Origin of the sequence: Peribacillus sp. YIM B13482, assembly GCF_042787975.1 — a bacterium.
GTDB classification, from domain to species: domain Bacteria; phylum Bacillota; class Bacilli; order Bacillales; family DSM-1321; genus Peribacillus; species Peribacillus simplex_A.
Genome location: NZ_JBHZPF010000060.1, coordinates 1 through 26767, shown reverse-complemented (window position 1 = coordinate 26767; position 26767 = coordinate 1). Strand labels below are relative to the sequence as shown.

Annotated in this window: 21 protein-coding genes, 1 tRNA gene and 3 pseudogenes; 6 read left to right on the top strand and 19 right to left on the bottom strand. The window is 37.9% G+C overall.

Annotated elements, in window-relative coordinates; translation table 11 throughout:
• Window positions 1–264: 264 nt before the first annotated feature.
• Window positions 265–702: a VOC family protein gene (locus ACFX4L_RS21610; protein WP_061461207.1), complete on the bottom strand. Its 438-nt coding sequence runs from the start codon at window positions 700–702 to the stop codon at window positions 265–267.
• A gap of 263 nt (window positions 703–965) precedes the next feature.
• Here ACFX4L_RS21610 and ACFX4L_RS21605 point away from each other — a divergent pair, with 263 nt between their 5' ends.
• Window positions 966–1397 (top strand): site-specific integrase, encoded by a 432-nt coding sequence (locus tag ACFX4L_RS21605; RefSeq protein WP_377406151.1) that lies wholly within the window; start codon window positions 966–968, stop codon window positions 1395–1397.
• Here ACFX4L_RS21605 and ACFX4L_RS21600 read toward each other — a convergent pair.
• From ACFX4L_RS21600 to ACFX4L_RS21560, 9 genes and pseudogenes are all read right to left on the bottom strand, one after another.
• Window positions 1301–2632, bottom strand: a complete 1332-nt coding sequence (locus ACFX4L_RS21600; RefSeq protein ID WP_125162312.1) for a peptide MFS transporter — start codon at window positions 2630–2632, stop codon at window positions 1301–1303. The two genes, ACFX4L_RS21605 and ACFX4L_RS21600, sit on opposite strands and share 97 nt — an antisense overlap.
• Before the next feature lie 493 nt (window positions 2633–3125).
• Window positions 3126–3773 (bottom strand): response regulator, encoded by a 648-nt coding sequence (locus ACFX4L_RS21595; RefSeq protein ID WP_377386283.1) that lies wholly within the window; start codon window positions 3771–3773, stop codon window positions 3126–3128.
• Entirely contained in the window at window positions 3770–5110 is a 1341-nt protein-coding gene (locus ACFX4L_RS21590) for a sensor histidine kinase (RefSeq protein ID WP_377406149.1), read from the bottom strand. Before ACFX4L_RS21590 ends, ACFX4L_RS21595 begins: the two co-directional genes overlap by 4 nt.
• A 1281-nt stretch (window positions 5111–6391) precedes the next feature.
• Window positions 6392–7098 (bottom strand): annotated as a pseudogene (locus ACFX4L_RS21585) (IS6 family transposase).
• 207 nt (window positions 7099–7305) lie between these two features.
• A pseudogene (locus ACFX4L_RS21580) lies at window positions 7306–8760 on the bottom strand (aminoacyl-histidine dipeptidase); the annotation flags it as partial.
• 24 nt (window positions 8761–8784) lie between these two features.
• Complete coding sequence (locus ACFX4L_RS21575; protein WP_377386289.1) at window positions 8785–10233, bottom strand: YfcC family protein; 1449 nt, start codon at window positions 10231–10233, stop codon at window positions 8785–8787.
• Window positions 10234–10704: 471 nt separating this feature from the next.
• Window positions 10705–12045, bottom strand: a complete 1341-nt coding sequence (locus ACFX4L_RS21570) for an aspartate aminotransferase family protein (protein WP_377386313.1) — start codon at window positions 12043–12045, stop codon at window positions 10705–10707.
• A gap of 35 nt (window positions 12046–12080) precedes the next feature.
• Window positions 12081–13538, bottom strand: a complete 1458-nt coding sequence (locus tag ACFX4L_RS21565; protein WP_377386291.1) for a CoA-acylating methylmalonate-semialdehyde dehydrogenase — start codon at window positions 13536–13538, stop codon at window positions 12081–12083.
• Window positions 13539–13709: 171 nt separating this feature from the next.
• Entirely contained in the window at window positions 13710–15299 is a 1590-nt protein-coding gene (locus ACFX4L_RS21560; protein ID WP_377386294.1) for a PucR family transcriptional regulator, read from the bottom strand.
• 160 nt (window positions 15300–15459) lie between these two features.
• Between ACFX4L_RS21560 and ACFX4L_RS21555 the strand changes: the two genes are divergently transcribed.
• Window positions 15460–15774 (top strand): hypothetical protein, encoded by a 315-nt coding sequence (locus ACFX4L_RS21555; protein ID WP_377406147.1) that lies wholly within the window; start codon window positions 15460–15462, stop codon window positions 15772–15774.
• A 20-nt stretch (window positions 15775–15794) separates the two neighbouring features.
• Window positions 15795–16984 (top strand): annotated as a pseudogene (locus ACFX4L_RS25430) (tyrosine-type recombinase/integrase).
• Window positions 16985–17077: 93 nt separating this feature from the next.
• On the opposite strand, the gene groL reads toward ACFX4L_RS25430, so the two are convergent.
• The gene (gene groL, locus ACFX4L_RS21535) at window positions 17078–18715 is read right to left on the bottom strand and encodes a chaperonin GroEL (protein WP_377406143.1); all 1638 of its coding nucleotides are present in this window, start codon (window positions 18713–18715) and stop codon (window positions 17078–17080) included.
• A gap of 59 nt (window positions 18716–18774) precedes the next feature.
• The gene (gene groES, locus ACFX4L_RS21530; protein ID WP_053348954.1) at window positions 18775–19059 is read right to left on the bottom strand and encodes a co-chaperone GroES; all 285 of its coding nucleotides are present in this window, start codon (window positions 19057–19059) and stop codon (window positions 18775–18777) included.
• Between the two features lie 336 nt (window positions 19060–19395).
• Here groES and ACFX4L_RS21525 point away from each other — a divergent pair, with 336 nt between their 5' ends.
• Entirely contained in the window at window positions 19396–20121 is a 726-nt protein-coding gene (locus ACFX4L_RS21525) for a CPBP family intramembrane glutamic endopeptidase (RefSeq protein WP_377386303.1), read from the top strand.
• A complete protein-coding gene (locus ACFX4L_RS21520; protein ID WP_061461201.1) occupies window positions 20118–20330 on the top strand; it encodes a YdiK family protein in 213 nt (70 codons plus the stop codon). The genes ACFX4L_RS21525 and ACFX4L_RS21520 overlap by 4 nt, the downstream gene beginning before the upstream one ends.
• Window positions 20331–20359: 29 nt before the next feature.
• On the opposite strand, the gene ACFX4L_RS21515 is transcribed toward ACFX4L_RS21520, so the two are convergent.
• Window positions 20360–21022 (bottom strand): redox-sensing transcriptional repressor Rex, encoded by a 663-nt coding sequence (locus ACFX4L_RS21515; RefSeq protein WP_057915804.1) that lies wholly within the window; start codon window positions 21020–21022, stop codon window positions 20360–20362.
• A gap of 30 nt (window positions 21023–21052) precedes the next feature.
• A complete protein-coding gene (gene moaC / locus ACFX4L_RS21510) occupies window positions 21053–21559 on the bottom strand; it encodes a cyclic pyranopterin monophosphate synthase MoaC (RefSeq protein ID WP_061461199.1) in 507 nt (168 codons plus the stop codon).
• A gap of 131 nt (window positions 21560–21690) precedes the next feature.
• Here moaC and ACFX4L_RS21505 point away from each other — a divergent pair, with 131 nt between their 5' ends.
• Complete coding sequence (locus ACFX4L_RS21505) at window positions 21691–23610, top strand: ABC-F family ATP-binding cassette domain-containing protein (protein ID WP_089364321.1); 1920 nt, start codon at window positions 21691–21693, stop codon at window positions 23608–23610.
• Window positions 23611–23886: 276 nt separating this feature from the next.
• Here ACFX4L_RS21505 and tsaD read toward each other — a convergent pair whose 3' ends face one another.
• From tsaD to ACFX4L_RS21480, 5 genes are all read right to left on the bottom strand, one after another.
• Window positions 23887–24897, bottom strand: coding sequence for a tRNA (adenosine(37)-N6)-threonylcarbamoyltransferase complex transferase subunit TsaD (tsaD, locus tag ACFX4L_RS21500; protein ID WP_061461197.1), 1011 nt, complete (start codon window positions 24895–24897; stop codon window positions 23887–23889).
• A complete protein-coding gene (gene rimI, locus ACFX4L_RS21495; RefSeq protein ID WP_284469019.1) occupies window positions 24894–25346 on the bottom strand; it encodes a ribosomal protein S18-alanine N-acetyltransferase in 453 nt (150 codons plus the stop codon). Before rimI ends, tsaD begins: the two co-directional genes overlap by 4 nt.
• A gap of 21 nt (window positions 25347–25367) precedes the next feature.
• Window positions 25368–26060 carry a tRNA (adenosine(37)-N6)-threonylcarbamoyltransferase complex dimerization subunit type 1 TsaB gene (gene tsaB / locus ACFX4L_RS21490; protein ID WP_377406140.1) on the bottom strand — a complete coding sequence of 231 codons (693 nt, stop codon included), beginning with the start codon at window positions 26058–26060 and terminating at the stop codon, window positions 25368–25370.
• On the bottom strand, window positions 26060–26512 hold the full coding sequence (gene tsaE, locus ACFX4L_RS21485) for a tRNA (adenosine(37)-N6)-threonylcarbamoyltransferase complex ATPase subunit type 1 TsaE (RefSeq protein ID WP_061461194.1): 453 nt from the start codon (window positions 26510–26512) through the stop codon (window positions 26060–26062). Before tsaE ends, tsaB begins: the two co-directional genes overlap by 1 nt.
• A gap of 180 nt (window positions 26513–26692) precedes the next feature.
• Window positions 26693–26766: transfer RNA gene (locus ACFX4L_RS21480), tRNA-Met, on the bottom strand.
• Window position 26767 lies beyond the last annotated feature (1 nt).

Genomic DNA, 26767 nt, shown 5'->3' with positions numbered 1-26767 from the left:
AATATATTTTCAAGGGTTATGAAATCCTGCGAATAAGTGAGCATTCGAGAGCTATAGCTATCATACTGAGGGAGTTGTATAAAGGAGTATCGCCAACATTTCGGAAATTTTGTACGCTAAGCAAATTCAAACATAAAGAAGTCGAATTCCCTGTACGTTAAGGAACCGACTTTTTTATTTGACTTCTTCAAGTAAAGCACCCTATAGTTTAAGAAGAAATCTTTAAAGTTGGAGGTCTAAATCATTTAAAGTCCCATTCAATATTTATCTGATTTTCTCCGCCAACTCTAAAATAATTCCCTCTGGACCACGAACGTAACATAACTTATAACTTTCTTCATATTGCTGTATCTCACTAAAGATTTCCGTGCCTTTCTTTTTCAATTTTGCAACAATAGCTTCAATATCTTCAACAGCAAAGCAAATATGTCGGATACCCAGCGTATTTGCCAAAGGTTGCTGAATATCTTTTTCATCTGACGGCGTATAAAATTTGACTAGCTCTATCCATGCCTGACCATCTGGCATCCCCAGTCCTACACATGCCGTTTTAACATCATTAAGCCCAACTATTCTGTCCAACTGTTCTCCATCCAATTCCCATTCCGCTTGTACTTCAAGTCCTAAATCAAGAAAAAACGCTTTAGCCTCTGAAAGATCATTTACGTTTATACTCACATGATCTATTCTATTGATCTTCATATCTCATACCTCCTATATTCCTGTTATTTTCAATACCTGTATTCGTGTAAAGTTTGTTTGAAATTCTAATTCGCTTAAAACAGAAAATATCCTTCTTCAACAAACCTGCCCCTTTAGTTGCATAATCGAGTGGGGGGAAAATAAGTTTATTTTCGCCCCTCTCACAACACCGTACGTACGGTTCGCGTATACGGCGTTTCAATTTATATCACAGTATGTACTTTTAGATAATGTTCTAAAGCAGAGGACACAAGCGTGAGCAGATGGAATTGAAAATGAAACAACGGTTAGTATATGAGGATCAAGATTTCATTTTTGCTGAAAACATCGGGCATCCAAGGGTTATGAAGCAAGTGGTATTGCGTTTACAGCGTTTAATGAAGCATTGGGATGTAGACAAGCATATTACCCCCCACAGCTTTAGACATACTCATACATCTCTTTTCATTGATGTTGGTGCAGGTATAAAAGAGATACAAGAGATATTAGGGCATTCAGACATAAATACACCAATGATATTCCACAAAGCACGGCCATATACAAAAAAGCTCGACCCAAAAGGCACATTATATGCCTTTTGGGTCAGCTCCTTTTCTCATTATTTCATCAGCTTTGCTACTGGCTTCGAAAGAAGCAATAGTACAATACCTAAACCAATTGTTACAAAACCAATTACACTGAAGATTTCCAGGTAACCTAAAGACTGCGTATATGCAGCTAATTGGCCGGCTACCATATTAGCTACCGCGGAACTTGCCAGCCATACTCCCATTAGAAGAGAGGCAAGCTTGATTGGAGCAATTTTGCTTACCATTGATAAGCCAACTGGTGAAATCATTAATTCGGCTAATGTATGAAGGAAATACGTTACAATCATGAACAGGATATTTACTTTCAGCGCTGTATCGTTCCCTGTATACATAACAGCAGGAAGCAGTACTAAGAAACCTAAACCAACAGTGACCAAACCCAGAGCCATCTTCGTTGGAGTTTTTAAGTCACCGCGTTTTGAGCTGCCAAGCTTGTACCATAAAGCAGACATGATTGGCGCTAAAATCACGATGAATAATGGGTTCAATGATTGGAACCAAGCAGTCGGAACCTCAAAACCAAATACAGTCCGATCAATTTGGTCATTAGCGTACAATGTTAATGAACTTCCTGCCTGCTCGAAAGCGGCCCAGAACGCAATAACGAAGACTGCCAAAATCACGATAGCCGCTGTACGTTTTTGTTCTCTTTTCGTTAACGGTGCAGCTGATTTTTGACCAGCTGTAACTTCCGGTTTACCAGTAGGTTCTTTACCGATATCGCCTAAATAACGATTGCCTAATAAGTTGAAAACTAACTGCCCTACAATCATGCCAATTGCTGCTGTCAGGAACCCATATTTATAGCTCATAAGTCCAACTATTAATGGTGCGAAGAAAGCCCCAACGTTAATACCCATATAGAAGATGGTGAAAGCTCCATCACGACGCGGATCGTTGTCTTCATAAAGATCACCAACAATTGTCGAGATGTTTGGCTTGAAGAAACCATTACCGATAATCAATAAACCAAGACCAATGTAAAGCGCCGTCAAACTCTGACTTGCGAATAGCGAAAAGTTACCAAGCGCCATTAAAATGCCACCAATCGTAATCGCCAATCTTCTGCCTATGAAACGGTCAGTTAAGTATCCGCCAATCATTGGCGTAATATAAACGGCACCAGTAAAGAATCCGTATATGCCCATAGCCGTAGATTTGTCGACTCCAAGCCCGCCGTTTACAACAGTTGCCGTTAAGTAAAGAACAAGGATTGCTCTCATTCCGTAATAACTGAAGCGCTCCCATGCCTCAGTCGCGAACAGCATATACAATCCAAGAGGATGCTTTTTCCTGGACGGGTTTGGCTGCTGAACATCATTTTTTAAAATTGCCTGCATAATAAAGTCCCCCTAAATATGGTTAAATATTAAACCATCCACCAATCGTTTACATTCACAATATAATTGCATTTTTTTATTAGATCTAACGATGAAGGCCACCCAACCCATCTTTGGTAAGCGTTTTCATTTCCAATCTTGTCTCTGGTGCAAAATGAATCAGGTAGCAAACTTCCAGAATGTTCAGTGTTTACACTATATTTTCGTGTTTATTTTGATAACATTTAAGCTTACACCAGAACCGAGTCAACGTTCTTAGTCCACTAACAATGTCACCCCTCTGTGTAATCAATCTCTTTAAATGAATAATTCTTATTGCTTGAAAAAGGAGGTTCAATGAAAGCATATAAACTTTCAAGAATATTTAGTGTTGTAAAATAATTTTATATTATCAGAAAATATAAAAATACAGAAAAAAAAGAAAAAAAGTCTTGCTGCATTAGCGGTCTGTTTATCAACGGAGACCCCCATTATAATAAAAAACTGCCTTGTATTAAGGCAGTTTTTTATCAACAATCCATTGATATAAATTTTTCGGTCTTCCTATTTTTTGATAACTCACAATAATTTCCACTTTTCCTTCATCAAGTAAATGCATAATATAGCGATAGACGGTCGGATAAGCCAAACCAACTTCTTTAGAAATTGTATCAACAGAAAAAGGTTCACGATTAGAATGTAAAAAATCACTAATGTGACAAAGTGTTCTCTTACTAATTCCCTTTGTTACAAATACATCCTTTTCTTCACTGGATTTTTGCTGCGTAGCTGATTGAGTTAATTTTGCAAGGCGTGCATGAAGTTGAATCCTTGAAATCAGATCAGGCGCTTTTACAGGCTTTAATGCAAAATCAGTTGCGCCTGCTTCAAGAAAGCGATCAGCAATTTCCTGTCGTTCATCGACTGTCAATACAAGAATCGGAACATCAGCATTAAGGGTACGAAGTTCACCCACCGTTTTTATTCCGTCCATTTCCGGCATATGATAATCAACTAAAACAACATCTGCTCCTTTTTCTGCAAACACATTTAACCCTTCTTTTCCGTTGTTAGCCGTATCTACATTCCAGCCGGCAAATTCACAAATTTCACTTAGCATATATTGAATTGATGCATCATCATCAATGACTAAAATGTTCATCTTGACACACTCCTCTCGGCTAGTTTAATCCAAATTGTTGTCCCATGTCCAAGCTTGCTGTCAATTTCTAAAGATGCACCATGTCCTTTAGCAACTTGTCGTACGAAAGCTAACCCCATCCCTGGATGCGATTTTGTACTGAACCCAGCTTTCCATATTTTCTCCTGCTCTTTAGGTGTAATCCCTATCCCATTATCTGATACGCCCAACCAAAGTTCATTTTCATAGGTTTTTATCTTAAGCAAAATCTTACCATCTTCTTTTCCATTCACTGCATCGTAAGCATTGTCAATTAAGTTCACTAATGCCCTTGTCATTCGGATTTTATTAATTAAAATTTTAATTTCGGGATCTGTTTGAAAGTCTACTTTCAAATTAAGATTTGTCCCGCTCAGTCTGCTTGCTTTGACGTATCCAACTAAATCTTTTATACGGCACCAATGTTTTTTATCATCATATAAAATCTCAGAAATCATGTCGCTAACGGAATGAATCGATGATGAAATCTTTTGACAATACTCTTTAATTTTAGAATCGTCCACCTTCAAACTAATTAAAGAATTTAGCCCCTCAATTGCTGTGAGAGGCGTTTTTAAATCATGGACCAGATAGAGCGCTTCCCGTCCTGACCTAGACTGAATCGCTTCTAATTGCGCATAATGAAGCTCTTGCTTTATCCGCCACTTTTGTTCAGCTAATGAAAAATACACAGCTAAAATAACAGCATTAATAACAAAAATTAAACACAAAGTTAAACTGTACAATGTTAAAGATTGCTCAAATCCAACTTGAACTGCTATATCTTTTAATTCCATTGAAAGCGACCCTTGGCCAAATCCATATTGGGATAAAGAAGGAATCTCATTCAGCCATTCAATCCCAAAGATTAATTGAGAACAAATAATTGATTTAATAATTGGCTTTAGCCTATCCTTTTCAAAGGCTTGCAATAATAAGATTGCGAACAACAATAACAACGCATAGGCGCTAAATGAGTATGTTAATGAATAATAAGCATTTATCACGATATAGTCGAGAGGAATAACAATAAGAGGAATGATGATTTTTAACCATGGACGGTTTAAACGAGCACCGATTTCGTCTCCCAACAGCAGTGCACCAATATAATGAAACAAAGCTAAAACTGTATTTAAAGACACTAACAAAAAAACGGCAAGCATTAACTTATTTCCCGTTTCTTCATCTTCTCTTAATGAAATAAGAAAATCAGTCAGGCCAATTTCGTCAGGGCCCAACCACGATAATAAGAATACCCCGAATAACATTACACCAATTTTCATCCATATTGTCCAAGACTTCATAAGACTAGATATCATAATCATTTCACCTTTAATTGCTTATAGAATAGAATGATGACCATTCTTTCATTTCGGATTTATTTTAAGTTCATGTATACCCTTCCATTATACGCAATTCATCGCAATTATGAAAATTACAAAAAAATGGGTTCTGGTGTAAAAATCCGAACATCCTGCAAGTAATCTCTTTAGAAGCATTATGTCCTTGAAATTATTATTCACACAGTAAGGTGGTTCCTACGGTACAACTTGCGTTTTCATGATTTTATGAAAATCATGGAGGAACGATGCTTATCCATAGCTCTACTGCGTGGGTCCTTCCTTCAATATGTTCCTGAGTTGGATAAGAAAGTCCGTTCTATGCTAGGATTAAAAACATTTCGAATAGCCAAACAGATATCTATAAAGTGGAGATGAACTGTTGGGCTGAAAAAAGGATCACTTCGTGAAGTCTGTCCAATGCGAGATTGAATACATAGTAGCATCATGATTCATAGATGAAAAGAATATTAGAGCTCTATGTTTTAAACAAGTCATTAGTGCAAAAACTGCCTGCAATACGGTTACAACTTCTTATTAGGAAGTTACCGCATATATCAATAAGGAAATTACGCAGCAATCGTTCAGCACGCATAGTTACTGAAACAACAATTAGGGCATACAGTCTCAAATAACGATGTATGCTCACATGACTGACAACAAAGAAAAAGGCCCACCACAGTAAACTGTGGGGGGCCTTCAACTTTAAAAATATTCACATGTTTGGTGAGCATTCACTCTGAATCCTCGTTAAACCCCTATATTAAGGGATTTAAGCGATGATTACATCATGCCGCCCATAGATTGTGAGGTTTTACTTGAAAATATCATACAATCTAATCTTAATCTATCTACTATCAAGAATATTTGTTCCCATTAAAAATATTTACTCAACAATATGCAAAAATATAAATATCGGCACCCATTCGGCACCTTTTTGGCACCAAGGTTGTTTTTCTTCTATTAAGCTGAAAGTTAGCAAAAAGCTATTGAGCTTATTACACAAACGCGCCCGATTCTTGAATAACTCAAGATTAGCTATAAATTCATTGGTTCTGGTGCAAATAGGATTTGTTAGAAACATAGAACCTCAATATCCTTTTCATTTTTCATCTATAAATTATGATGCTACTCCAAATAATTTATGTATGAGTTCAATCTCGATTTGGACAGACTTCACCCCTTGTTGAAGTTGTCCTTTTTTCGGTTCTGCTGCGAGTACTAGAACCATAGAGAGGTAATACCCTGTTAACTTTGGGATTAAGCAGCTACCCCGAACAACTTATGAATGAATTCAACCTCATTTAGGGCAGACTTTACCCGTTGATGAGGTTGATCTTTTTTTAACCATATGCATAGCTTCGATACCACTCAAAATATAGGTGGCTGTTCGAAACGATTTCAATCCCAACATAGAACGGACCCGTTTTTTTATAAAACGATGATCTTGTTCCACAATGTTGTTCAGATACCGTATTTGTCGTACTCGTATGCCTTCTGGCATACTTTTTTCTTCTTTTAACTCTTGAATCGCTACAGGATAAACTGGGTACTTATCAAACGTAATCACACGTGGGGTTGTAGAATGGCAAGTAACCAAGGCTTTCTAAAAAAAGCACTTGGCAGCTTGTTTATCTCTTAATTCACTTAGATAAAAATCAATCGTTTCCCTTCTGGATCGACTGTACGATACAAATACATCCATTATCCTTTTACTTTTATGTATGTTTCATCTACTCTCCACGATTCATTGGTCTGTTTGAGATGACGACGAATTCTCTTATCTAAATCAGGGCCATATTGATGTACCCAACGCATAATCGTTGTATGAGCCATTGATAGGCCACGTTCCTCCATCATTTTTTACAAGATTACGAAAACTAAGGTTGTACCGTAGGTACCATCTGACAGTGAGAAGAAATTTCTGGTTGATAATGTTTCCATTTAAATAAATTTTCCTTAGACATACTGATCACACACCTTTTTTAGAGTAATAGTATCAGTATATCCAAGATTTAGAGATAGAGATTAATTGCACTTGTCTTGAAGTTTTTGCACCAGAACCAACTGAATCATTATCGTTAAAGTTCATTTAGATTTTGTTACCTACTTTTTTGCTCCAGACCCATTTTTCGATCCTCTTCATACATACTATTTTCCTTCCAATTAAATGATTTCATTTCTTTTAGTACTGAAAGGAAATATTTCCAATTATTCATCGTAGAATGTATATTTAAATGTTCATCGGGAGTATGAACATTGTACATATCAGGACCAATCGAAATAGCATCTAATCCAGGAATTTTCTCGATAAAGATACCACACTCAATTCCAGCATGCACTGCGATAATCTCAATATCAGTACCATGTTTCTTCTTATAAATTTTTTCAAATAACTTTCGAATGTTTGAGTTAGGATTATATGGCCATTCTGGATAATTGCATTCGGTAGTAAATTGGCACCCAAGTGTATCTGCTACTATTTTGGCTTTATTAACTATATTGTACTTTAGACTTTTTACCGAACTTCTCGTATCACTTTCAAACTTTATTTCTGTATCTAATGTTGTAACAACTCCTAAGTTAGTCGAGCTTTCGACCAACCCTTCTATTTCCATACTCATGCTTTGAATACCGTTTGGAATTAACATCAGAGAGGTAATTGCCTTACGCATTGTTTCTTCCGAAAAAGCCTTGGTAAAATCAAACTTTATGTTTTCAAGGCTTATATATACATCTGGGTCAGAAGTTTGCAGCTCGTTTTTAAAGATAACATTCCACTCGTCAATTTTATTTTCTAGTTTCTCAACAGAATCTGAACGAAGCAAAATAATTGCATCAGCTTCACGAGGAATTGCATTTACTGCTACGCCACCATTGATTTGTTGAATAAAATAAGGGAATTCAGCTAACAAATCATATAATAATCGTCCTATTATTTTATTGGAATTACCCCTTCCCTTATTGATAGACATACCAGAATGTCCTCCCTTTAATCCTCTTACGCTAATAAAATAAGCCGATACATCCTTAGGGATATCTTGCCAAACTATCGGAAGAGTTTGGATTACTTTTATCCCACCTGCACTGCTTACCAATAACTTGTTATCTTCTTCTGAATCAATATTAATGAGAATTTTACCGTCAAGGTTAGCAGGATCTACAGCTAAAGCTCCCCCCATAGTGGTTTCTTCTTCTGTTGTGATAACAACTTCAAGGGAAGGATGAGGGATTTCATCTGAATCTAATAAAGCAAGAGCATAAGCTACTGCAATTCCATTATCAGCACCTAATGTTGTATCTTTTGCATATAGCATATCTCCTACAATTCTTAATTGAAGTGGATCTTTTTCAAAATCATGAAGAGTCCCTTTATTCTTTTCACAAACCATATCCATATGCCCTTGGATAATGACGGTTGGTATATTCTCATATCCAGGTGTAGCTTTCTTTTTTATAATGACATTTAATGCTTCATCCTGTATGACCTCTAAATTACGTTCTTTTCCAAAGCGAACCAAATAGTCGCTGATCGCTTTCTCATTGCCAGAACCCCTAGGGATATTTGATATTTCTGAAAAATAGTAAAATACTATATGTTTTTTTAACTCTTCTAAACTATTATACAAGTTGATCATCCTTTCACCGTTCAATTACTGTCCATAATTAATAGCTACTGCAATGATGACAAATATGATCTCCAAGCTTAGAATTGAAAGGAAAAGCGGCCATAAAAATTTATACCAACGATCAATTGGTATGCAGGCAATCCCGCATATAACAGCAACAGTATGAGGCCAAAACATATTTGCAAATCCGTCTCCAAATTGGAAAGCTAGAACGGCAATTTGGCGATTCAGACCGACAAGATCCGCTAGCGGCGTCATAATGGGCATTGAAATCGCTGCCGCGGCAGATGCTGAAGGAATAAATAAATTAAGTAAGGTTTGTCCAATGACCATAGAGCTTGCAGAAATCATAGGCGATAGGTCCTTTATAACATACGCCATAGCATGCACAATTGTATCGATAATGTGCCCTTCTTGAAAAACAACTAATATAGCATTAGCTAGGCCAATAATGAGAGCAGCAAATACCATGGTTTTACATGCTTCTATAAATGTATCTGCAATTTGAGCAAAAGTAAGCTTGTTTACTAAACCTATAACAATCATCATCATAATGAGGACAGCTGATAATTCTGGAAGATGCCATTTAAATTTAACCGTTCCCATAATTAAAGTTAGAATGGTACCTACAAACAATATCATGCTAATTTTATGCCGTGTAGTAAATTTTTGCTCAGATAGCACCCCTTTTCTTATATCTGAAAGAAAGGGAAACTCTATGTCTTTTACAAGGCTTGCATCCGGATTTTTTTTTACTTTATTTGCATAGTGCATAACATAAAAAATTGACAGGGACATAAAGGCTATAAAAGCTATAATACGAAACCCAGTTCCAGAAAACAAAGGGATTTTTGCAATGCTCTGAGCTATTCCAATGGTAAAAGGGTTTGTTATGGATGCTGAAAAACCCGTAGTTATGCCCACATAAACAATAGCAACACCAACCAATGCATCATATCCAAGGGCAACAGCAATTCCCATCATTAGGGGAATGTATCCATAGCTTTCTTCATACATTCCAAAGGTTGCACCCATAAGTCCAAAGACAAGCATAAAAATAGGGGCAATGAAATTTTCTTTTCCCTTCATTTTCTTTAAAAGTGCCCCAATGCCGCAATTAAAGGCTCCAGTTTTTGTTAGCATAAATATAAAACCATAGGAAAAAAGGACATAGAAAATGATTTCCGCTGCATTTATCATTCCCTTTTGAATGCTCAAAAACAAATCAAAAAAACTAACTGGTGATTGTTCAATAAGCTTATAAGAATCAGGTACGACAACTAATCTGTCAGTAGCCGGATCTTCCACTCTACTAAATTCACCTGCAGGTACAATGTATGTTAAAATCCCTGCTAAGAAAATCATCATTCCCATAAAAACATAACTGTGGGGCATTGTGAAATTAATTTTTTTTCTCTTTATAACTTGCTTGTTTGATTCTTGATTATTTGATTCAATTGCAGTTTTCCCCATTATCTATCCAGCTCCTGGTTAAAAGTTATGGTGACAAAAACGTTTGCTTGTCGTATCTTTCGACAAAATGCTTCTGCCCTTTGCATTGAGTTAGGGGTGTATTTTCCATCCATTCCACATGAGATTGACCTTAGGCAAGAGACAAAATTTCCTATTTGTAAAAAAGGTTAAATTCACTAAAATTCTACAAACTTTCTCTCAAATGCTTTCCTTACAGGTGATCTACTATCCTATAGAAGGTTGTCCTATCTTTTTACCGTAAATAAATCCATCTATTCAAAAAGAATGTTTGGAGTTATTGAAAGTTCATTTTGAGAAAGGCTCGATTGACTCATCAGAACAATCTCAAATCAAACACTTTGCTCTATCAACCGGCATTGCCATTGCCAGATTTTATTACGTCGGCTATTTGTATACATTTTTTTGGTGATTAATGAATAATCATTACTCATGTTAACCTACTTACAAATATCATATTTGAGTTAAGCTTACTTTCAGTGTTTTGACGATAAAGGCAAAGTCGTCATCTGTAATACTTAATGGGGGAGAAAGCTGCAATATATTATTGTATCCCGCAACGGTGTCACCATTTTTACCAATAATTAACCCTCTTTCTTTACAAGCACTAATAACTTTGTTCATCTTTTCAATGGACGCAGGTTCTTTTGTTTGCTTATCTTCTACCAGTTCAATACCGAGAAGAAGGCCTTTTCCGCGTACATCCCCCACATTTGGATGTGCCTTTACATCCTCAAGTTCACGTAATAGGCGTTCACCCAATTCTTTGGAGCGTTCGATGAGCTTTTCATTTTCTAAAATTCCTAAGTTTTCCAAAGCTAAGGCGCAAGCGGCAGGGCTTCCCCCGAACGTATTTACATGACGGAAACGATCATACTCCTCACTGCCTAAGTAAGCCTCGTAAATCTCTCTTTTGACTGCCGTTGCCGATAATGGAAGGTAAGCACTAGTAATTCCTTTCGCCATCGTAATGATATCAGGCTTGACTCCATAGTTCATAAATCCGAATGGTTTCCCTGTCCGACCGAATCCGCATATGACTTCATCACAAATTAGCAAGGCGCCATGATTCTCACAAATCTCTTTTACTTTTGCCATGTATCTATCAGGAGGCATTAAAATTCCTCCCCCAGTAATAATCGGCTCCATAATTACCCCGGCCACCGTTTCACTTAACTCCCAAGTTATGACACGATTAATTTCTTCAGCACTTTCAAGTGTATGAACATCATCAGGATTGCGATACGTATCAGGTGGTGCTACATGCAGAAACCCTTGCCCTAATGGTTCATATTTGTACTTTCGTTGTGCTTGACCTGTTGCTGCAAGCGCACCCATTGTATTACCGTGATAACTGCGATAGCGAGAAATAAATTTGTAGCGTCCGTGATCCCCTTTTTGTTGGTGATATTGACGAGCAATTTTAAACGCGGCTTCATTCGCTTCCGATCCACTGTTCGAGAAGAAAATAACGTAATCGCCGCCAAGCCATTCATTCAACTTTTCTGCCAATTTAATCGCGGGAACATGACTTTGGGTTAATGGGAAGTACGGCATTTCTACAAGCTGCTCATAAGCCGCTTTCGCAAGCTCTTTTCGCCCGTACCCTACATTCACGCACCAAAGACCAGACATGCCATCTAAATAACGATTTCCATCAATATCCGTTACCCATGCTCCTTCTGCTTTTGTGATAATTAAATTGGATGGGCTAGAATTCGCCCCTCTCATTGAATGCCAAAGATATTTTTCATCTAATTTTTGCAAATTTTGTGTTTGCGTTTGCACCACAATCGACCTCCATTCAATTTTTTATTACATCACTATTTTTAATAACGAGCAGTAAGCATTTTCTTACGAGTATAGAATTCTACTCCATCTTTTCCATTTGCATGGAGATCACCATAGAAGGATTTCTTATAACCAGAGAAAGGGAAGAATGCCATAGGAGCGGGAACTCCAAGATTGACACCTAACATACCTGCATCGATTTCTTCACGGAATTCACGGATTGCTTTAGCACTGTCAGTATATAAGCAAGCCCCATTTGCAAAATCGGACTTATTTGTCAGTTCAATGGCTTCCTCTAAGGTCTCAACTCGAACAATTGATAACACTGGAGCAAAAATTTCATCCTGCCAAATTTTCATTTCAGGTTTGACGTTGTCGAAGATCGTAGGGCCAACAAAATACCCTTGCTCATTCACTACATCTTTTCTTCCATCCCGGATCAAAGAAGCTCCCTCATTTTCACCCATTTCAATATAATGAATCGTCCGTTTTTGGTGTGACTCACGAATGACTGGCCCAAGGAACACGCCTTCATCCATACCATTTCCAATTGTAATGCCATCAGCTGCTAATTTGAGTCGACTTATTAATTCATCAGTAACGTTTCCTACTGCAACAACAACGGAAGCTGCCATACAACGTTCACCTGCAGATCCAAATGCCGCATTAATGATATTGTTTACAGCGTTGTCTAAATCAGCATCCGGCATGACAATGGAATGATTCTTTGCACCTGCAAGAGCTTGGACACGTTTGCCGTTAGCAGCTGCAGTTTTGTAAATATACTCAGCAACAGGTTGAGAACCAACAAAGGATACGGCCTTCACATCCTCATTGTCCAGAATGCCATTAACAACGTCATGAGCACCATGCACAATATTTAATACGCCATCAGGCAGACCTGCTTCTTTAATCAATTCAGCTAAGCGATTAACCAACAAAGGAGTTCTTTCAGATGGTTTTAATACAAACGTGTTTCCGCATGCAATCGCCAGTGGGAACATCCAGCATGGAACCATCATCGGAAAGTTAAATGGTGTGATTCCTCCGATTACTCCGATTGGGTAACGATACATACCAGATTCAATATCAGTAGCAATATCCGGAAGTTGCTGACCCATCATTAAAGTTGGTGCACCTGCGGCAAATTCAACACATTCAATCCCACGTTGGACTTCGCCGTAAGCTTCTTCATAACTTTTTCCGTTTTCTAGCGTAATCAGTTTAGCTAACTCTTCCCAGTTTTCGACTAATAATTGTTGATAACGGAAGAGAATACGAGCACGGCGAGGCACAGCCACTTTTCTCCATTTTTTAAATGCTTCTTTAGCCGTTGCAACAGCCCCATTTAATTCTTTTCTATTTGAAAGTGGTACACGAGCAATAATCTCTCCCGTTGCTGGATTAGGTATATCTTCAACCTGTTTGCTTGTAGATTCTATCCACTTTCCTCCAATAAAGTTTTTTAACGTTTGTACATTTTGGGTTACTACCATAGTAAAACCTCCTAGTTTGAAATTATCTTTCTATGAATTTATTATATCTACTTATGAAAACGCATTCAGTAGACAGTATGTAAATTTAATTACAAAACTTTCACGACATTCTGGTAATTTTAAGTATGACCATTTACAAATAGTCTAAAATAACAGGATCATGGTATTAACTTATGATTTAGGAGAAGATACATATTCATAGGCGGTGATAGCAAATTCTATCGCTTGTCGTTTATAGAAATCCATAAAATTTTCACCTAATAGCTCATTTAATTTTTGAAGTCGTTGATAAAGAGTCTGACGAACGATATATAATTTATTTGCAGTTTCCTGCTTTGATCCATTACATTTAAGATAAGTTTTTAATGTTTCCATTAGTTTCCCATTGTTTTGCTGATCATATTGAAGGACAGGGTTTAAATAATCAGAGATAAAATCATCAAGTGCACCTTGTTCATTGGCTATAGACACTAATCGAAAAATAAATAATTCTTCATAAAAATAACTAAAGCATGCTTTCGGTATTTTCTCTTGAATGATAAATGTCTCTTGTGCCGTGTGATAACTCTTTTTTATTTCGCTTAGATTTTCCATAAACTTTCCAACACAAAATTTAATTTGAACAAATTTCCGATCCTCTACCAATTCTTGTTGTATATGTTGTATTCCAACTTCAATTCTATGTTTCCAATCATTGTTTTTTCGCTTATTTACTAATATAAAAATGATTTTATTTTCACTTATAGTAGATAAAAGGAAGAAACCATGTGATAGGAAAACAGAACGAAAAAGTATTTTCAAGTATGTAATTTCTGGATTTCCCTCATCTAACTGATTGATCTTAAACAGTAGAACGACACATCCGTTTGGTTCAAGATCAGGGTCCAAACCTGAGAGGAATCTGCTTATTTGATCCTCACTATGTGCTCCTTCTAACCATTTTTGAATCCATACCGTTACTTCCGTCCTTCTTCTTTCTTCAACGTATAACACACGTAAAATATATTGTGATAATGCTGTAGCGCTTCTGTCTAAAATGAGTGATTCAAACTCTGAAATCGGACTTGATTCGGATATAATAAATAAATCGGCAAATTTCTGATTCAATGCTTGTATAGACTGATGAGCGATATTCATATGTTTTTGTATATTTTCCTCTTTCAATAGTTGAAGTATTTGCTTCTGTTCTTTCGATGATTTGTTGGATACAATATAGGTTTCACCTTGATTTTGAATAAAGCAAACTGACATATTTACATATTTATGTAGTAAATTCAAGATTTTTTGTTGTGGGTTAGATTTTAGAAGTAACCGATTTAACTGATGTGAATAATCTTCTAAATCTGAAATCATTTGATAATGTTTTTTGATTAAGAGAGTATGCAAATCTTGTGTAATATCAACAAATCGTACTTTTTCGTAAAAAACAATTAAGGGAAAATGATGCAGGTTGGCTAATTCTATAATTTCTTCTGGGATACTAGCCATATATGTTCCTAATTCAATGCACAGTCCAGCAGCATTGGAATCAATAAGCTGTTTGAAGAATACAAGGAAAATCTCTTTACTTTCTTTCAATCCCATCCCTGTTGATAGGATTAGTTCACTTCCGTTAAGGAGCTGTTCAATTTGAGTTACTTCCATAACATGAATCCATTTAACCGTTCTATACAATCCACCTGTGCCTGCGATCACTTTTGCATTTCTAAAATTTCTCTTCTCTAATATTTCCTGTACAGATAATTTAACGTCAGAGTACATCTTTATTTCGCCCCTCTCCATAAGGAATCCAGTTTCAGTAAGTATAATCACTCCAAAGCAAACTGTACATAAATTTTCCACGCTTCCCAAAACAATAAAAGATGCAGGCCAAAACAACTATTTTTATTTTGAAGGAAAACAAGTTCCAGTCTGGTATGTTTTGACTTTTAGTCTCTTGGAAATTCCATGGGAACAAGATTCTTATTATTTTGATGTAATTGCTCCTTTCGAGTATTTTGACAGAAATGACTTTGATGATTCAATACTTAGTTCCTCCATCAATATTGAAGACTTATTAACTAATAATCTTCATGCCAGCCAGCTAGAATTAAATCTTGATCAAATTAAGCATCGAATTAGTAGACATGGTGTTAATCCACATGAAGTTGACCAATTTATTATCCAGCTTCCCGACATCGAGGAAGTATTGCAACTATTACCTAACGAAAGAAAAGAACCTTTTATTCTTGTATAACTATAAGGAGAGATGTATGGATGGCTTATGTAAAGAAATATCAAACCAAAGAAGGCGAAAGATGGATGTACGTAGTAGAGAATGGAGTAGATCCCCAAATAGGAAACCGCCGGCGAATTGTTAAAAAAGGATTTATTAAACAGAAAGATGCTAAAGATGCTCTTAAAGAATTCGAGCGGAAAACAAGTGGTAAAAAATTTGAAGATACAAATTTAACTTTTGAAGAAGTGGCAGAAGACTGGCTTGATGTCTATAGTGAAACAGATGTAAAGATAAGTACTATCCGTGTTAGAAAACATGAAATTGGGTATTTAAATCGCTATTTTACTAAATATAAAATCAAGGATATTACTAAAAAATGTATCAAAATGCATTAAATGATTTAAAGAAGAAAGAGCAGCTTGCTCATAATACCATTTCTGGTATACACGGAACAGCAAGGATGATATATAAAAGAGCAATGGAACAAGACCTATTATTAGCTGATCCAACAGAGTATGCCTTCATTCCGAAAGAAAAAAAACAGTTGAGGATATTGAAAATAAGAAAGTCGAAGATAAATATTTAGAAAAATATGAGTTAAAGGCATTCTTAGATACAGCCAAAACACAGGGTGAAATCGATGACTATGTTATTTTTTTAACTTTATCCTGGACAGGATTTAGAGCTGGTGAATTAGTAGCTCTTAAGTGGAAAGACATTGATTTTGAAGAAAATACGATCAATATTACGAAGACCTACTATAATCCAAGAAATAATACCAAAAATTATAAATTGCTTCCTCCCAAGACTAACGGCTCAATACGTAAGATTGATGTGGAAGATGAAGTTATTAATACCCTCCATAAACATAAATTGAAGCAAAAAGAAATCAAACTACAAGTTGGCAAAGAGTATTATGATAATGATTTTGTTTTTGGAAGATTAAATGCTCCTTATTTCGGTTATCCACATTTTATTAAGACTATAGAAAATCGAATGGAAAGCCTGTTAAAAAAAACACCAGCTATTAACAAACGATTAACACCTCACTCCTTAAGACACACCCATAAAATCTTTGTTAGCAGAAGCTGGTGTTGAATTACTTCAAATTATGGATCGACTTGGTCACACAGAAGATGAAACAACTACACAAGTTTATTTACACATTACAAAAGACAGAAAAAAAGAAGCTTCCCAAAAGTTTGCTCAACTAATGAGAAGCCTCTAATTTTAATTTTGGATTGGTTCGGGCACCTTTTCGGCACCTAAAATGATGTTTCCATCTATAAACCCTTAATATATAAGGGTTTTATAGATCAAATTACATCATGCCGCCCATTCCGCCCATTCCGCCCATGTCAGGCATGCCCATTCCGCCAGAGCCTGCAGGTTCTGGTTTGTCAGCTACAACAGCTTCTGTTGTTAAGAACATGGCTGCTACAGAACCAGCGTTTTGTAGAGCTGAACGAGTTACTTTTGTAGGATCGACGATACCGGATTCGATCATGTTCACCCATTGTCCAGTAGCTGCATTGAAGCCAGTACCAACTGCTTCGCCTTTAAGGCGCTCTACGATTACAGAGCCTTCAAGTCCAGCATTGTGAGCGATTTGACGAACAGGCTCTTCGATAGCACGAAGAACGATTTTCACGCCTGTTGCTACGTCGCCTTCCGCTTGAATTTCAGCGATTTTATTATATACGTTAAGAAGTGCTGTACCACCACCTGCTACGATACCCTCTTCAACAGCGGCACGAGTGGAGTTCAATGCATCTTCAATACGAAGTTTACGTTCTTTTAATTCCGTTTCAGTAGCTGCACCGACTTTGATCACCGCTACACCGCCAGCTAATTTAGCAAGGCGTTCTTGTAATTTTTCACGGTCGAATTCAGAAGTTGTTTCTTCTAATTGAACACGGATTTGGTTTACACGAGCTTGAATTTGAGCTGTATCTCCAGAACCTTCAACGATTGTTGTATTTTCTTTTGTAACAACCACTTTAGAAGCACGTCCTAAAGATTCAATTGTTGCAGATTTAAGATCAAGTCCGATTTCTTCAGTGATTACTTCGCCGCCTGTAAGAGCTGCGATGTCTTCAAGCATTGCTTTACGACGGTCACCGAATCCAGGAGCTTTAACCGCAACTGCATTGAATGTTCCACGAAGTTTGTTCACAACAAGAGTTGCAAGCGCTTCGCCTTCTACATCTTCAGCAATCAATAATAGTGGTTTCCCTTGTTGAACAACTTGCTCAAGTACAGGAAGGATTTCTTGGATATTCGTTACTTTTTTATCTGTGATCAAGATGTATGGATTCTCTAAGACAGCTTCCATTTTATCTGAATCTGTAACCATATAAGGAGAAGCATATCCACGGTCGAACTGCATACCTTCTACAACGTCCAATTCAGTTGTGAAACCTTTAGACTCTTCGATTGTGATGACGCCGTCGTTACCAACACGTTCCATAGCTTCAGCAATCAGTTGGCCCACTTCTTCATCAGCTGAAGAGATAGCAGCAACTTGTGCAATCGATTCTTTGTTTTCAACAGGTTGAGAAATAGCTTTTAATTCTGCAATTGCAGTATTAACCGCTTTTTCGATTCCTTTACGGATACCCATTGGGTTTGCACCAGCTGTTACGTTTTTAAGACCTTCACGAATCATCGCTTGCGCTAGAACCGTTGCAGTAGTTGTACCGTCACCAGCTACGTCGTTTGTTTTGCTCGCTACTTCAGCAACCAATTTCGCACCCATGTTTTCGAATGCATCTTCCAATTCAATTTCTTTAGCGATCGTCACACCGTCATTTGTGATAAGCGGTGAACCGAATTTTTTCTCAAGAACCACGTTACGACCTTTTGGTCCAAGCGTTACTTTAACTGCATCTGCAAGTGCGTCCACACCACGAAGCATGGAGCGGCGAGCTTCTTCACTAAATTTAATTTCTTTAGCCATTTATAAGTACCTCCCTAAAATTTTAAGAAAATTTTCGTTCAGTTAAGTATGATGTATAATTAGCCGATAACAGCTAGAATGTCGCTTTCACGTAAAATTAAGTATTCAGTATCTTCGTATTTAACTTCAGTACCTGCATATTTTGAGAAGATAATTAGATCGCCTTGGGCAACCTCTAAAGCAACACGTTCGCCATTTTCAAGGACACGGCCAGTACCAACAGCTACTACCTTACCTTCTTGTGGCTTTTCTTTTGCAGTATCAGGAAGAACAATACCGCTTGCAGTCTTTTCTTCAGATTGAACTAGTTCAATAATAACGCGATCACCTAATGGTTTTAACAAGTGAAACAACCTCCTCATATTCTCTTGATAATTTGTTTCATGATTATTAGCACTCTTCACCATCGAGTGCTAACACATTTATAATATTAAATAAACCGAGCCTTTTTTGCAAGTATCTTATCGAAAATTTTTTATTAATTTCTGATAAATTTCGGGTATACTACTTTAGCATAATGATTCTTTTAACAAAGGTGCTAAAATGTTTTGTTAGGGGTATCTTTAAGTGGTGTTCTGTCTCATTATTTGATACCATTTTGGAGTATGCGTTTATAGATTGTCCCCATATCAGGAACGTTCTAAGCGGAATGGGTGACTAAATAAAAGGAGTTTTCATTTTTGAAAAAAGAATATTGGTTCGTCGTCATCACCTACATTTCCATGCAATTATCCAGTATTGTTGGGGTACCTCTTTTCATGCTGATCGGGTCTTCAACTGGAATGACTGCTGATGAACTCCAGGTGAGGTCTGCAGCATACTGGATCGTATTCAGCTTTTTCGTTGCTCTATCCTTGATCCTGTTTTTAATGAGAAAAGATATGAAGGAAAAAATGGACAGAAGCACTCCAGCTTCCATTCCCACGTCCATATTATGGGCAGTTGCCGGAGTGTTCCTCGCTCTTTTTGCGCAAAGCATTGCTGGATACATTGAACAGATGCTTGGGGTGGAGCCTGAATCTGAAAATACACAGCAGCTCATTTCACTCATTTACCAAGTTCCCATAGTCATTTTCGTCACTTCAGTTATTGGACCTATATTGGAAGAAATCATTTTTCGGAAAATCATTTTCGGATCACTTCATAAACGCTTTAACTTCTTTATTTCTGCTTTACTCAGTTCAGTTATTTTTGGCTTGGCGCATGGTGAATTGGAACATCTTCTTTTATATTCGGCAATGGGTTTTACCTTTGCTTTTCTTTATGCGAAAACGGGCCGCATCCTCGTTTCCATGAGCGCACATATTGCGATGAATACGCTTGTTATCATCTTTCAAGTTGTAAATCGGGATGATATTGAGAAGATGCTAGATACTGCACAGGCCTTCATCGGAGGTTTATTATGAAACGTCAATCACCATTATTCATGGGTATCATCTATGCAGGCTTAGGAGCTCTTTTTACCGCTATCGCGATTCAAACCGTCAGTTCTTCCGGATGGGGAATCTTTGCCTACATACTTGTACTAATTGCGACTTTAGACTTTGGATCGGGATTACGCATGATCATGCTTCACTTTAAGATTAAAGCCGCCCAAAAAAATAAGAAAAAATAAAAAAACGCTGCGAAGATGCAGCGTTTTTTTCATTCCTCCAATGCAGCTTCTTCCACTACAGGATAATGTTTCAGAAAGTAGATGAGTGACTGAAGCTCCACGGCCAGGTCAATGTGGTGAACCCTTATGGATGGGGGTACCGTCAGCCGTGCAGGTGTGAAATTCAATATTCCTTTTATATCAGCTTTGACTAGACGATCGGTTATCGTCTGTGCTACCTGAGCAGGCACTGTCAAAATAGCCGCAGTAATATTATTTTCCTGCAATAGTGTATCGATTTGATCCATATGATAGATTGGCACATCAGCTATTTGCTTGCCGACCTTATCTTCAGAAACTTCAAATGCCATTTCAATCTTCGTATTATTATTTTTAATGAAATTGTAATTTAAAAAAGCAGTCCCTAAATTCCCCACTCCGATTAAAGCGACTTTTGTCAGTTCATCTTGATCTAGTGTTTTTCTAAAGAAGGATAATAAATAATTGACATTGTAGCCGTAGCCTTTTTTTCCAAGCGCTCCAAAGTAGGAAAAATCACGGCGAATAGTCGCAGAATCCACCTTTACAGCTTCGCTTAGCTCTGCCGAGGAAACTCTTTGTTTGCCTGAGGAATGTAAGTTCTTTAAAAATCGATAATACAATGGCAACCTTTTGGCTGTTGCCTGCGGTATCTTTGGGTCATGGTTCATCATTCTTCCCCGCCTTCACACATGCTTTTCAACTTAATCTCTATCTGTTTGAATTACTTGTCTTTTATAATCGTTACTAGACACTCCGCCTGTTTTCTCCACTAAGAATGTAGGCCCGATTACCATTCCCTTATCAAGGGCCTTACACATGTCATAAATAGTCAAGGCAGTCACGGATGCAGCTGTTAACGCTTCCATTTCCACACCTGTACTCCCTTTTGTCTTAGCTTCCGTTTCAATCCTAAGCCTATATCCTTCATCTTCTTTTTCCCATTCAAAGGCTATATTGACCCCTTGCAGAGCAATAGGGTGGCACATTGGAATTATATTGGATGTATTTTTGCTGGCCATGATTCCTGCAACCTGTGCAACGGCCAATACATCACCTTTTTTCATTTTCTGGTTCGTGACCAACTCATATATTTCATCGTTCAATAAAATGCTCGATTGAGCTATTGCCGTCCGGGATGTTTCAGGCTTAGCAGTCACATCAACCATCTTAGCCCGGCCTTGTTCATTAAAATGCGTTAAGTCTCCCATTTAAGTAACCCCTCCTAAATCATACACTATTATTCCACTTTATGTAATAGCTTGTTTTTGCTTGGAACCAAGCTGTTGCCGATAATAACTATAATACGTTACACTAACAATAATCAATTGAGGTGAAATCTATGATTTTATTACAAATCAATCAACTATCGAAATATTATGGAGCTGAACTTATTTTATCAAATATGAAGCTCGAAGTTCAAAATAAGGATAGAATTGCACTTGTCGGCCGAAATGGCGCTGGAAAATCTACTCTGCTAAAAATCATAGCCGGGCAGCTTTCCCATGATGGCGGTGAAATAATCAAACCAAAAGGTGTCACCATCGGATATATGGCACAGGACACGGGACTGGAATCAGAACTGACCATTTGGGATGAAATGCTGACTGTATTCAATGACCTTTTAGAACAAGAAAAAGAACTGCGTCGCCTTGAGGCTGATATGGCCAGACCTGACATCTTTGAAAATGAAGCAATTTACCAAAAAGTATTAAATGAATATGACACTTTGATGGTAGCTTTCAAAGAGAAGGGCGGTTATCAATATGAAGCGGATATTCGTTCAGTATTGCATGGACTTCAGTTTGCTGATTTTGACTATTCTACCCCAATTTCCACTTTAAGCGGTGGGCAAAAAACAAGACTTGCTTTAGGGAAGCTGCTTTTAAGGAAACCGGATATATTGATTCTGGATGAGCCAACGAACCATTTGGATATCGAAACCCTTTCTTGGCTTGAACAATATTTACAAGGCTACCAAGGAGCTGTTCTTATTGTTTCCCATGACCGCTATTTTCTAGATAAAGTTGTAAACCAGGTATATGAAATTTCCCGGAATAACATGAAAAAGTACTATGGCAATTATAGTTCTTACCTAGAGGGAAAAGCGGAAGATTATGAGCGGGACATGAAGCTTTTCGAGAAACAACAAGGGGAAATCGAAAAGCTTCGCGACTTTGTCCAACGCAATATCACAAGGGCTTCCACCACGAAAAGAGCACAAAGTAGACGCAAACAGCTCGAAAAGATGGATGTATTGGACAAGCCGCAAGGTGATGAAAAATCCGCTAATTTCTCTTTCCAGATTGAACGGCAAAGCGGAAATGAAGTGCTACACCTTCAGGATTTGGCTATCGGTTACGAAGGAGAAACGGTATCAAAAAATATAAATTCCCGGATGACAAAAGGAGAGAGCATAGCTCTTGTTGGCCCAAATGGCGTTGGAAAATCAACGTTATTGAAAACGATCATCTCTAAGCTGCCTGCACTTTCTGGGAATTTCCGTTTTGGAACGAACGTCGAAGTCAGCTACTACGATCAGGAACAGGCTAACCTTATTTCCAATAAACGCGTACTCAATGAATTATGGGATGATTATCCCCTTAAACCGGAAAAGGACATACGAACCGTACTCGGTAATTTTCTTTTTAGTGGGGACGATGTTTTGAAAACCGTTTCCACACTAAGCGGCGGCGAAAAGGCCAGGCTAGCTCTAGCCAAAATGATGATGGAAAAAGGGAATTTTTTAATTCTTGATGAGCCAACAAACCATTTAGACCTCGACAGTAAATTGGTGCTTGAAAATGCATTGATCGATTATCCGGGAACCATTCTTTTCGTTTCACATGACCGCTATTTCATAAATCGGATAGCAACGAAAGTGATCGAGCTTTCCAAAGACGGAAACGAAGAATTCCTCGGTGATTATGATTACTACGTAGAGAAGAAACAGGAGCAAGCTGAAATCAAAGAACTTGAACAGGAAAATCACGCAAAAACCTTAGATGTAGCCGCAGAAAAAACAAATTATAAAATTGATAAGGAAGCAAAAAAAGCTGAACGCCAGCGAAAAAGGCGCATTGAGGAAATCGAGGCGGCCATGGAGCTTCTTGAAACCGAAATAAACGAATACAACGAACACCTTTGTGACCCAAATGTTTTCCAGGACCATGAGAAAGTAATGGAAGTCCAAACAAAGCTTGATGTAGCACAGGAAAAATTAGACCTGCTTCTCGAAGAATGGGCTGAACTGGAAGAATGACAATTGACCGAGTCAAATGACTCGGTCTTTTCTTTTCCAGTTAAAATGCCCCTAAAAGTTATCCACAAAATTATTAACAAATCACTTGCCGTTTACTAGCCATTGATTCGAGTTATACACATAATCCACAGAAACATATCCACTTATCCACAAAACTCCTGTTTATACACATGCAGTTTGATTGTCAAATAAACTTTATCCACAGAATATTCTATTTTTTTATTAAACACGATAAAAAGACAGGATCCCGAAGTTAAGGTCCTGTCTTCACGTCAATTATGCTTCTATATCCAATCCGGGATTTCCGTTCAAATCCAATCCGGACCGCTTACCTTTTTCAAACATGACACTGCCGGCAGCACCGATCATGGCCGCATTGTCCGTACAAAGGTAGAGGGGCGGAATGGATATATCCATAGGTAAATCCTTAAAAGCTTCCGTTAATGCTTCCCTCAGGCCTTTATTTGCCGCAACTCCTCCGGCGAGCAATACCTGTTTCACATTATATTCCTTGGCAGCCTTAACAGCTTTCATTACAAGCACTTCTATCACGCTTGCTTGGAAACTTGCCGCCAAATCTTTAGGTTCAATTTTTTCCCCGCGCTGTTCTGCATTATGCAAAGTGTTGATTACAGCTGATTTCAACCCGCTGAAAGAAAAGTCATAGCTGCCATCCAACCATGCCCGAGGCAGTTTCAATGAAGGTGAACCTTCTTGTGCAAGTCTATCGATATGAGGGCCACCAGGATAAGGGAGCCCCAAGGTTCGAGCCACTTTATCATACGCCTCTCCTGCTGCATCATCCCGCGTCTCACCTATCACCTTGAAAGAACCCGGTTCTTCCAAAAGGACCAATTCAGTATGACCTCCCGAAACGACCAAAGAAAGGGCAGGATATTGGATCTCCTGAATAAGTCTATTTGCATAGATATGGCCCGCTATATGATGCGTACCTACAATCGGGATTCCATGTGCAAAAGCTACAGCCTTAGCCGCATTAACGCCTATTAATAGTGCCCCTACAAGTCCAGGGCCTTCTGTAACGGCAATGGCATCCAAATCTTGATATGTCACACCCGCCTGAAGCAGCGCCTCTTCAAGAACAATCGTAATTTGCTCTACATGGTGACGGGAAGCTATTTCGGGGACTACTCCGCCAAAACGTTTATGGCTTTCTATTTGTGACGCCACGACATTGCTTAGTATCTCTGTTCCGTTTTTTATGACAGCTGCCGCAGTTTCATCGCAGCTCGTTTCAATTCCTAATATAAGTTGATTTGTTTTCATGAAAAATTCACCCACATAACATAAGCATCTTCTTGATTATCTGTATAATAATTTTTTCGGATTCCGCCCTTTTGGAAACCTAGTTTTTCATAAAGTGAAATGGCTACTGCATTACTGACACGGACTTCAAGCGTCATCCTCACCACACCCATTGCAATGGAGATTTCAATCATCTTCCTGAGCAAAGCTTCTCCAAGCTTTTGCCCTCGGTATTCAGGTAAAATTGCAATATTGGTAATGTGCGATTCATCAATGACAATCCAAGCGCCGCAATAACCAGCTATTTTCCCCTCATCTTCTATCACCATGTATACAGCATATTGATTATGATTCAATTCATTAAAAAAAGCTTCCCGGCTCCAAGGCAAAGCAAAGGATTGTTTTTCCACGTTAAGCACTTGGTCGATATCTTCCGTTTTCATCTTTCGGAACGTCAATGTTTTACTCATAGTAATCGGTCGCTTTCCTTTTTATTTCCCCTGCTGTTCAAGCCACTTAGCTTCTGCTTCAGCCATGCGAATATAATTCGGTACAAACTGGTGAACATCCACTTCAGTCTTGAGAAGACCAATGAAGGCAAGTTCGCTTGGTCTTGAGTTAAACGACTGTACCGGAGCAAATACTGCTAAATTGCCTAACGCTTCCGTAATCGCATCCCGATGGATGTCAACATCTTGACCAACAAATAAAACAGGACGATTTAATTCCTTCAATCGCATCGCCCACTCAGAGGATAGAATATTACAATCTTCCATGACTGTTTTTAACAGATCGTTTTTCATTTCATATAATCCAGTATAAATCTGCCCTCTTCTTGCATCGAACAAGGGAGATATCAACCCGTTAAAATAACGTCCATTTGCTGCTAAAACTTCTAAACTGGAAACACCTGATAACGGAATCTGAAGCGTCCAGGCCAAGGTTTTCGCAATCGTCACACCAATCCTGACGCCTGTATAAGAGCCTGGACCTTGAGCGATCACTATCTTAGTCAATTCCTTCGGATTAGTATCACAATCCCTTAACAGCGTCTCAATTGCTGGCATTACCCGCACCGAATGGTTTTTCTTTAGGTTCGTCGTATACTCACCAATTACTTGACTCCCATTTATCAGTGCAATCCCTAATGTGAAATTCGAAGTATCTATAGCTAAAACCTTCATCAAATAATCTCCTTACATAACGTTACATATCGTTCGCCTTTGGCTGCTAAGACAAAACGCCGGCTTGTATCACTAAGACGATAAATATAAATGGTCAAGATTTCATCAGGAAGGTGATCCTTTATTAAATGGGCCCATTCAACGACAGTCACACCATCACCATCAAAATATTCATCAAATCCTAAATCTTCTTCTGATTCACTTACCCGATATACATCCATATGATATAAAGGCAATCGCCCCATGTATTCCTTTATTATCGTAAAGGTAGGGCTATTTACTACTCTAGTAACACCTAACCCTTTAGCTAGCCCTTTTGTGAATGCCGTTTTCCCTGCACCTAGGTCACCTTCTAAAGCCAGTACATCTCCACTCGAAAGTTTTTGTGCCAATTTATGCGCAAATTGCGCTGTTTCTTCCTCATCCTGAGAAATCCATTCAAAATGTTGCATATATCAATCACCTTTATCATTATTAGGAAAACGTCCTATATTTCATGTCCGTTATGGAACAAAAACCATTCTATATGTAGTTTACCTTGTTTCAAAAGAAGAAACAAATAAGTTAGGGACAAATTATTTGAATTTCGGATAAAACAAAAAAACGAAACCTAAGTTTCGTTTTTTTTATGATTGCGGGGACAGGATTTGAACCTGCGACCTTCGGGTTATGAGCCCGACGAGCTACCGGACTGCTCCACCCCGCGA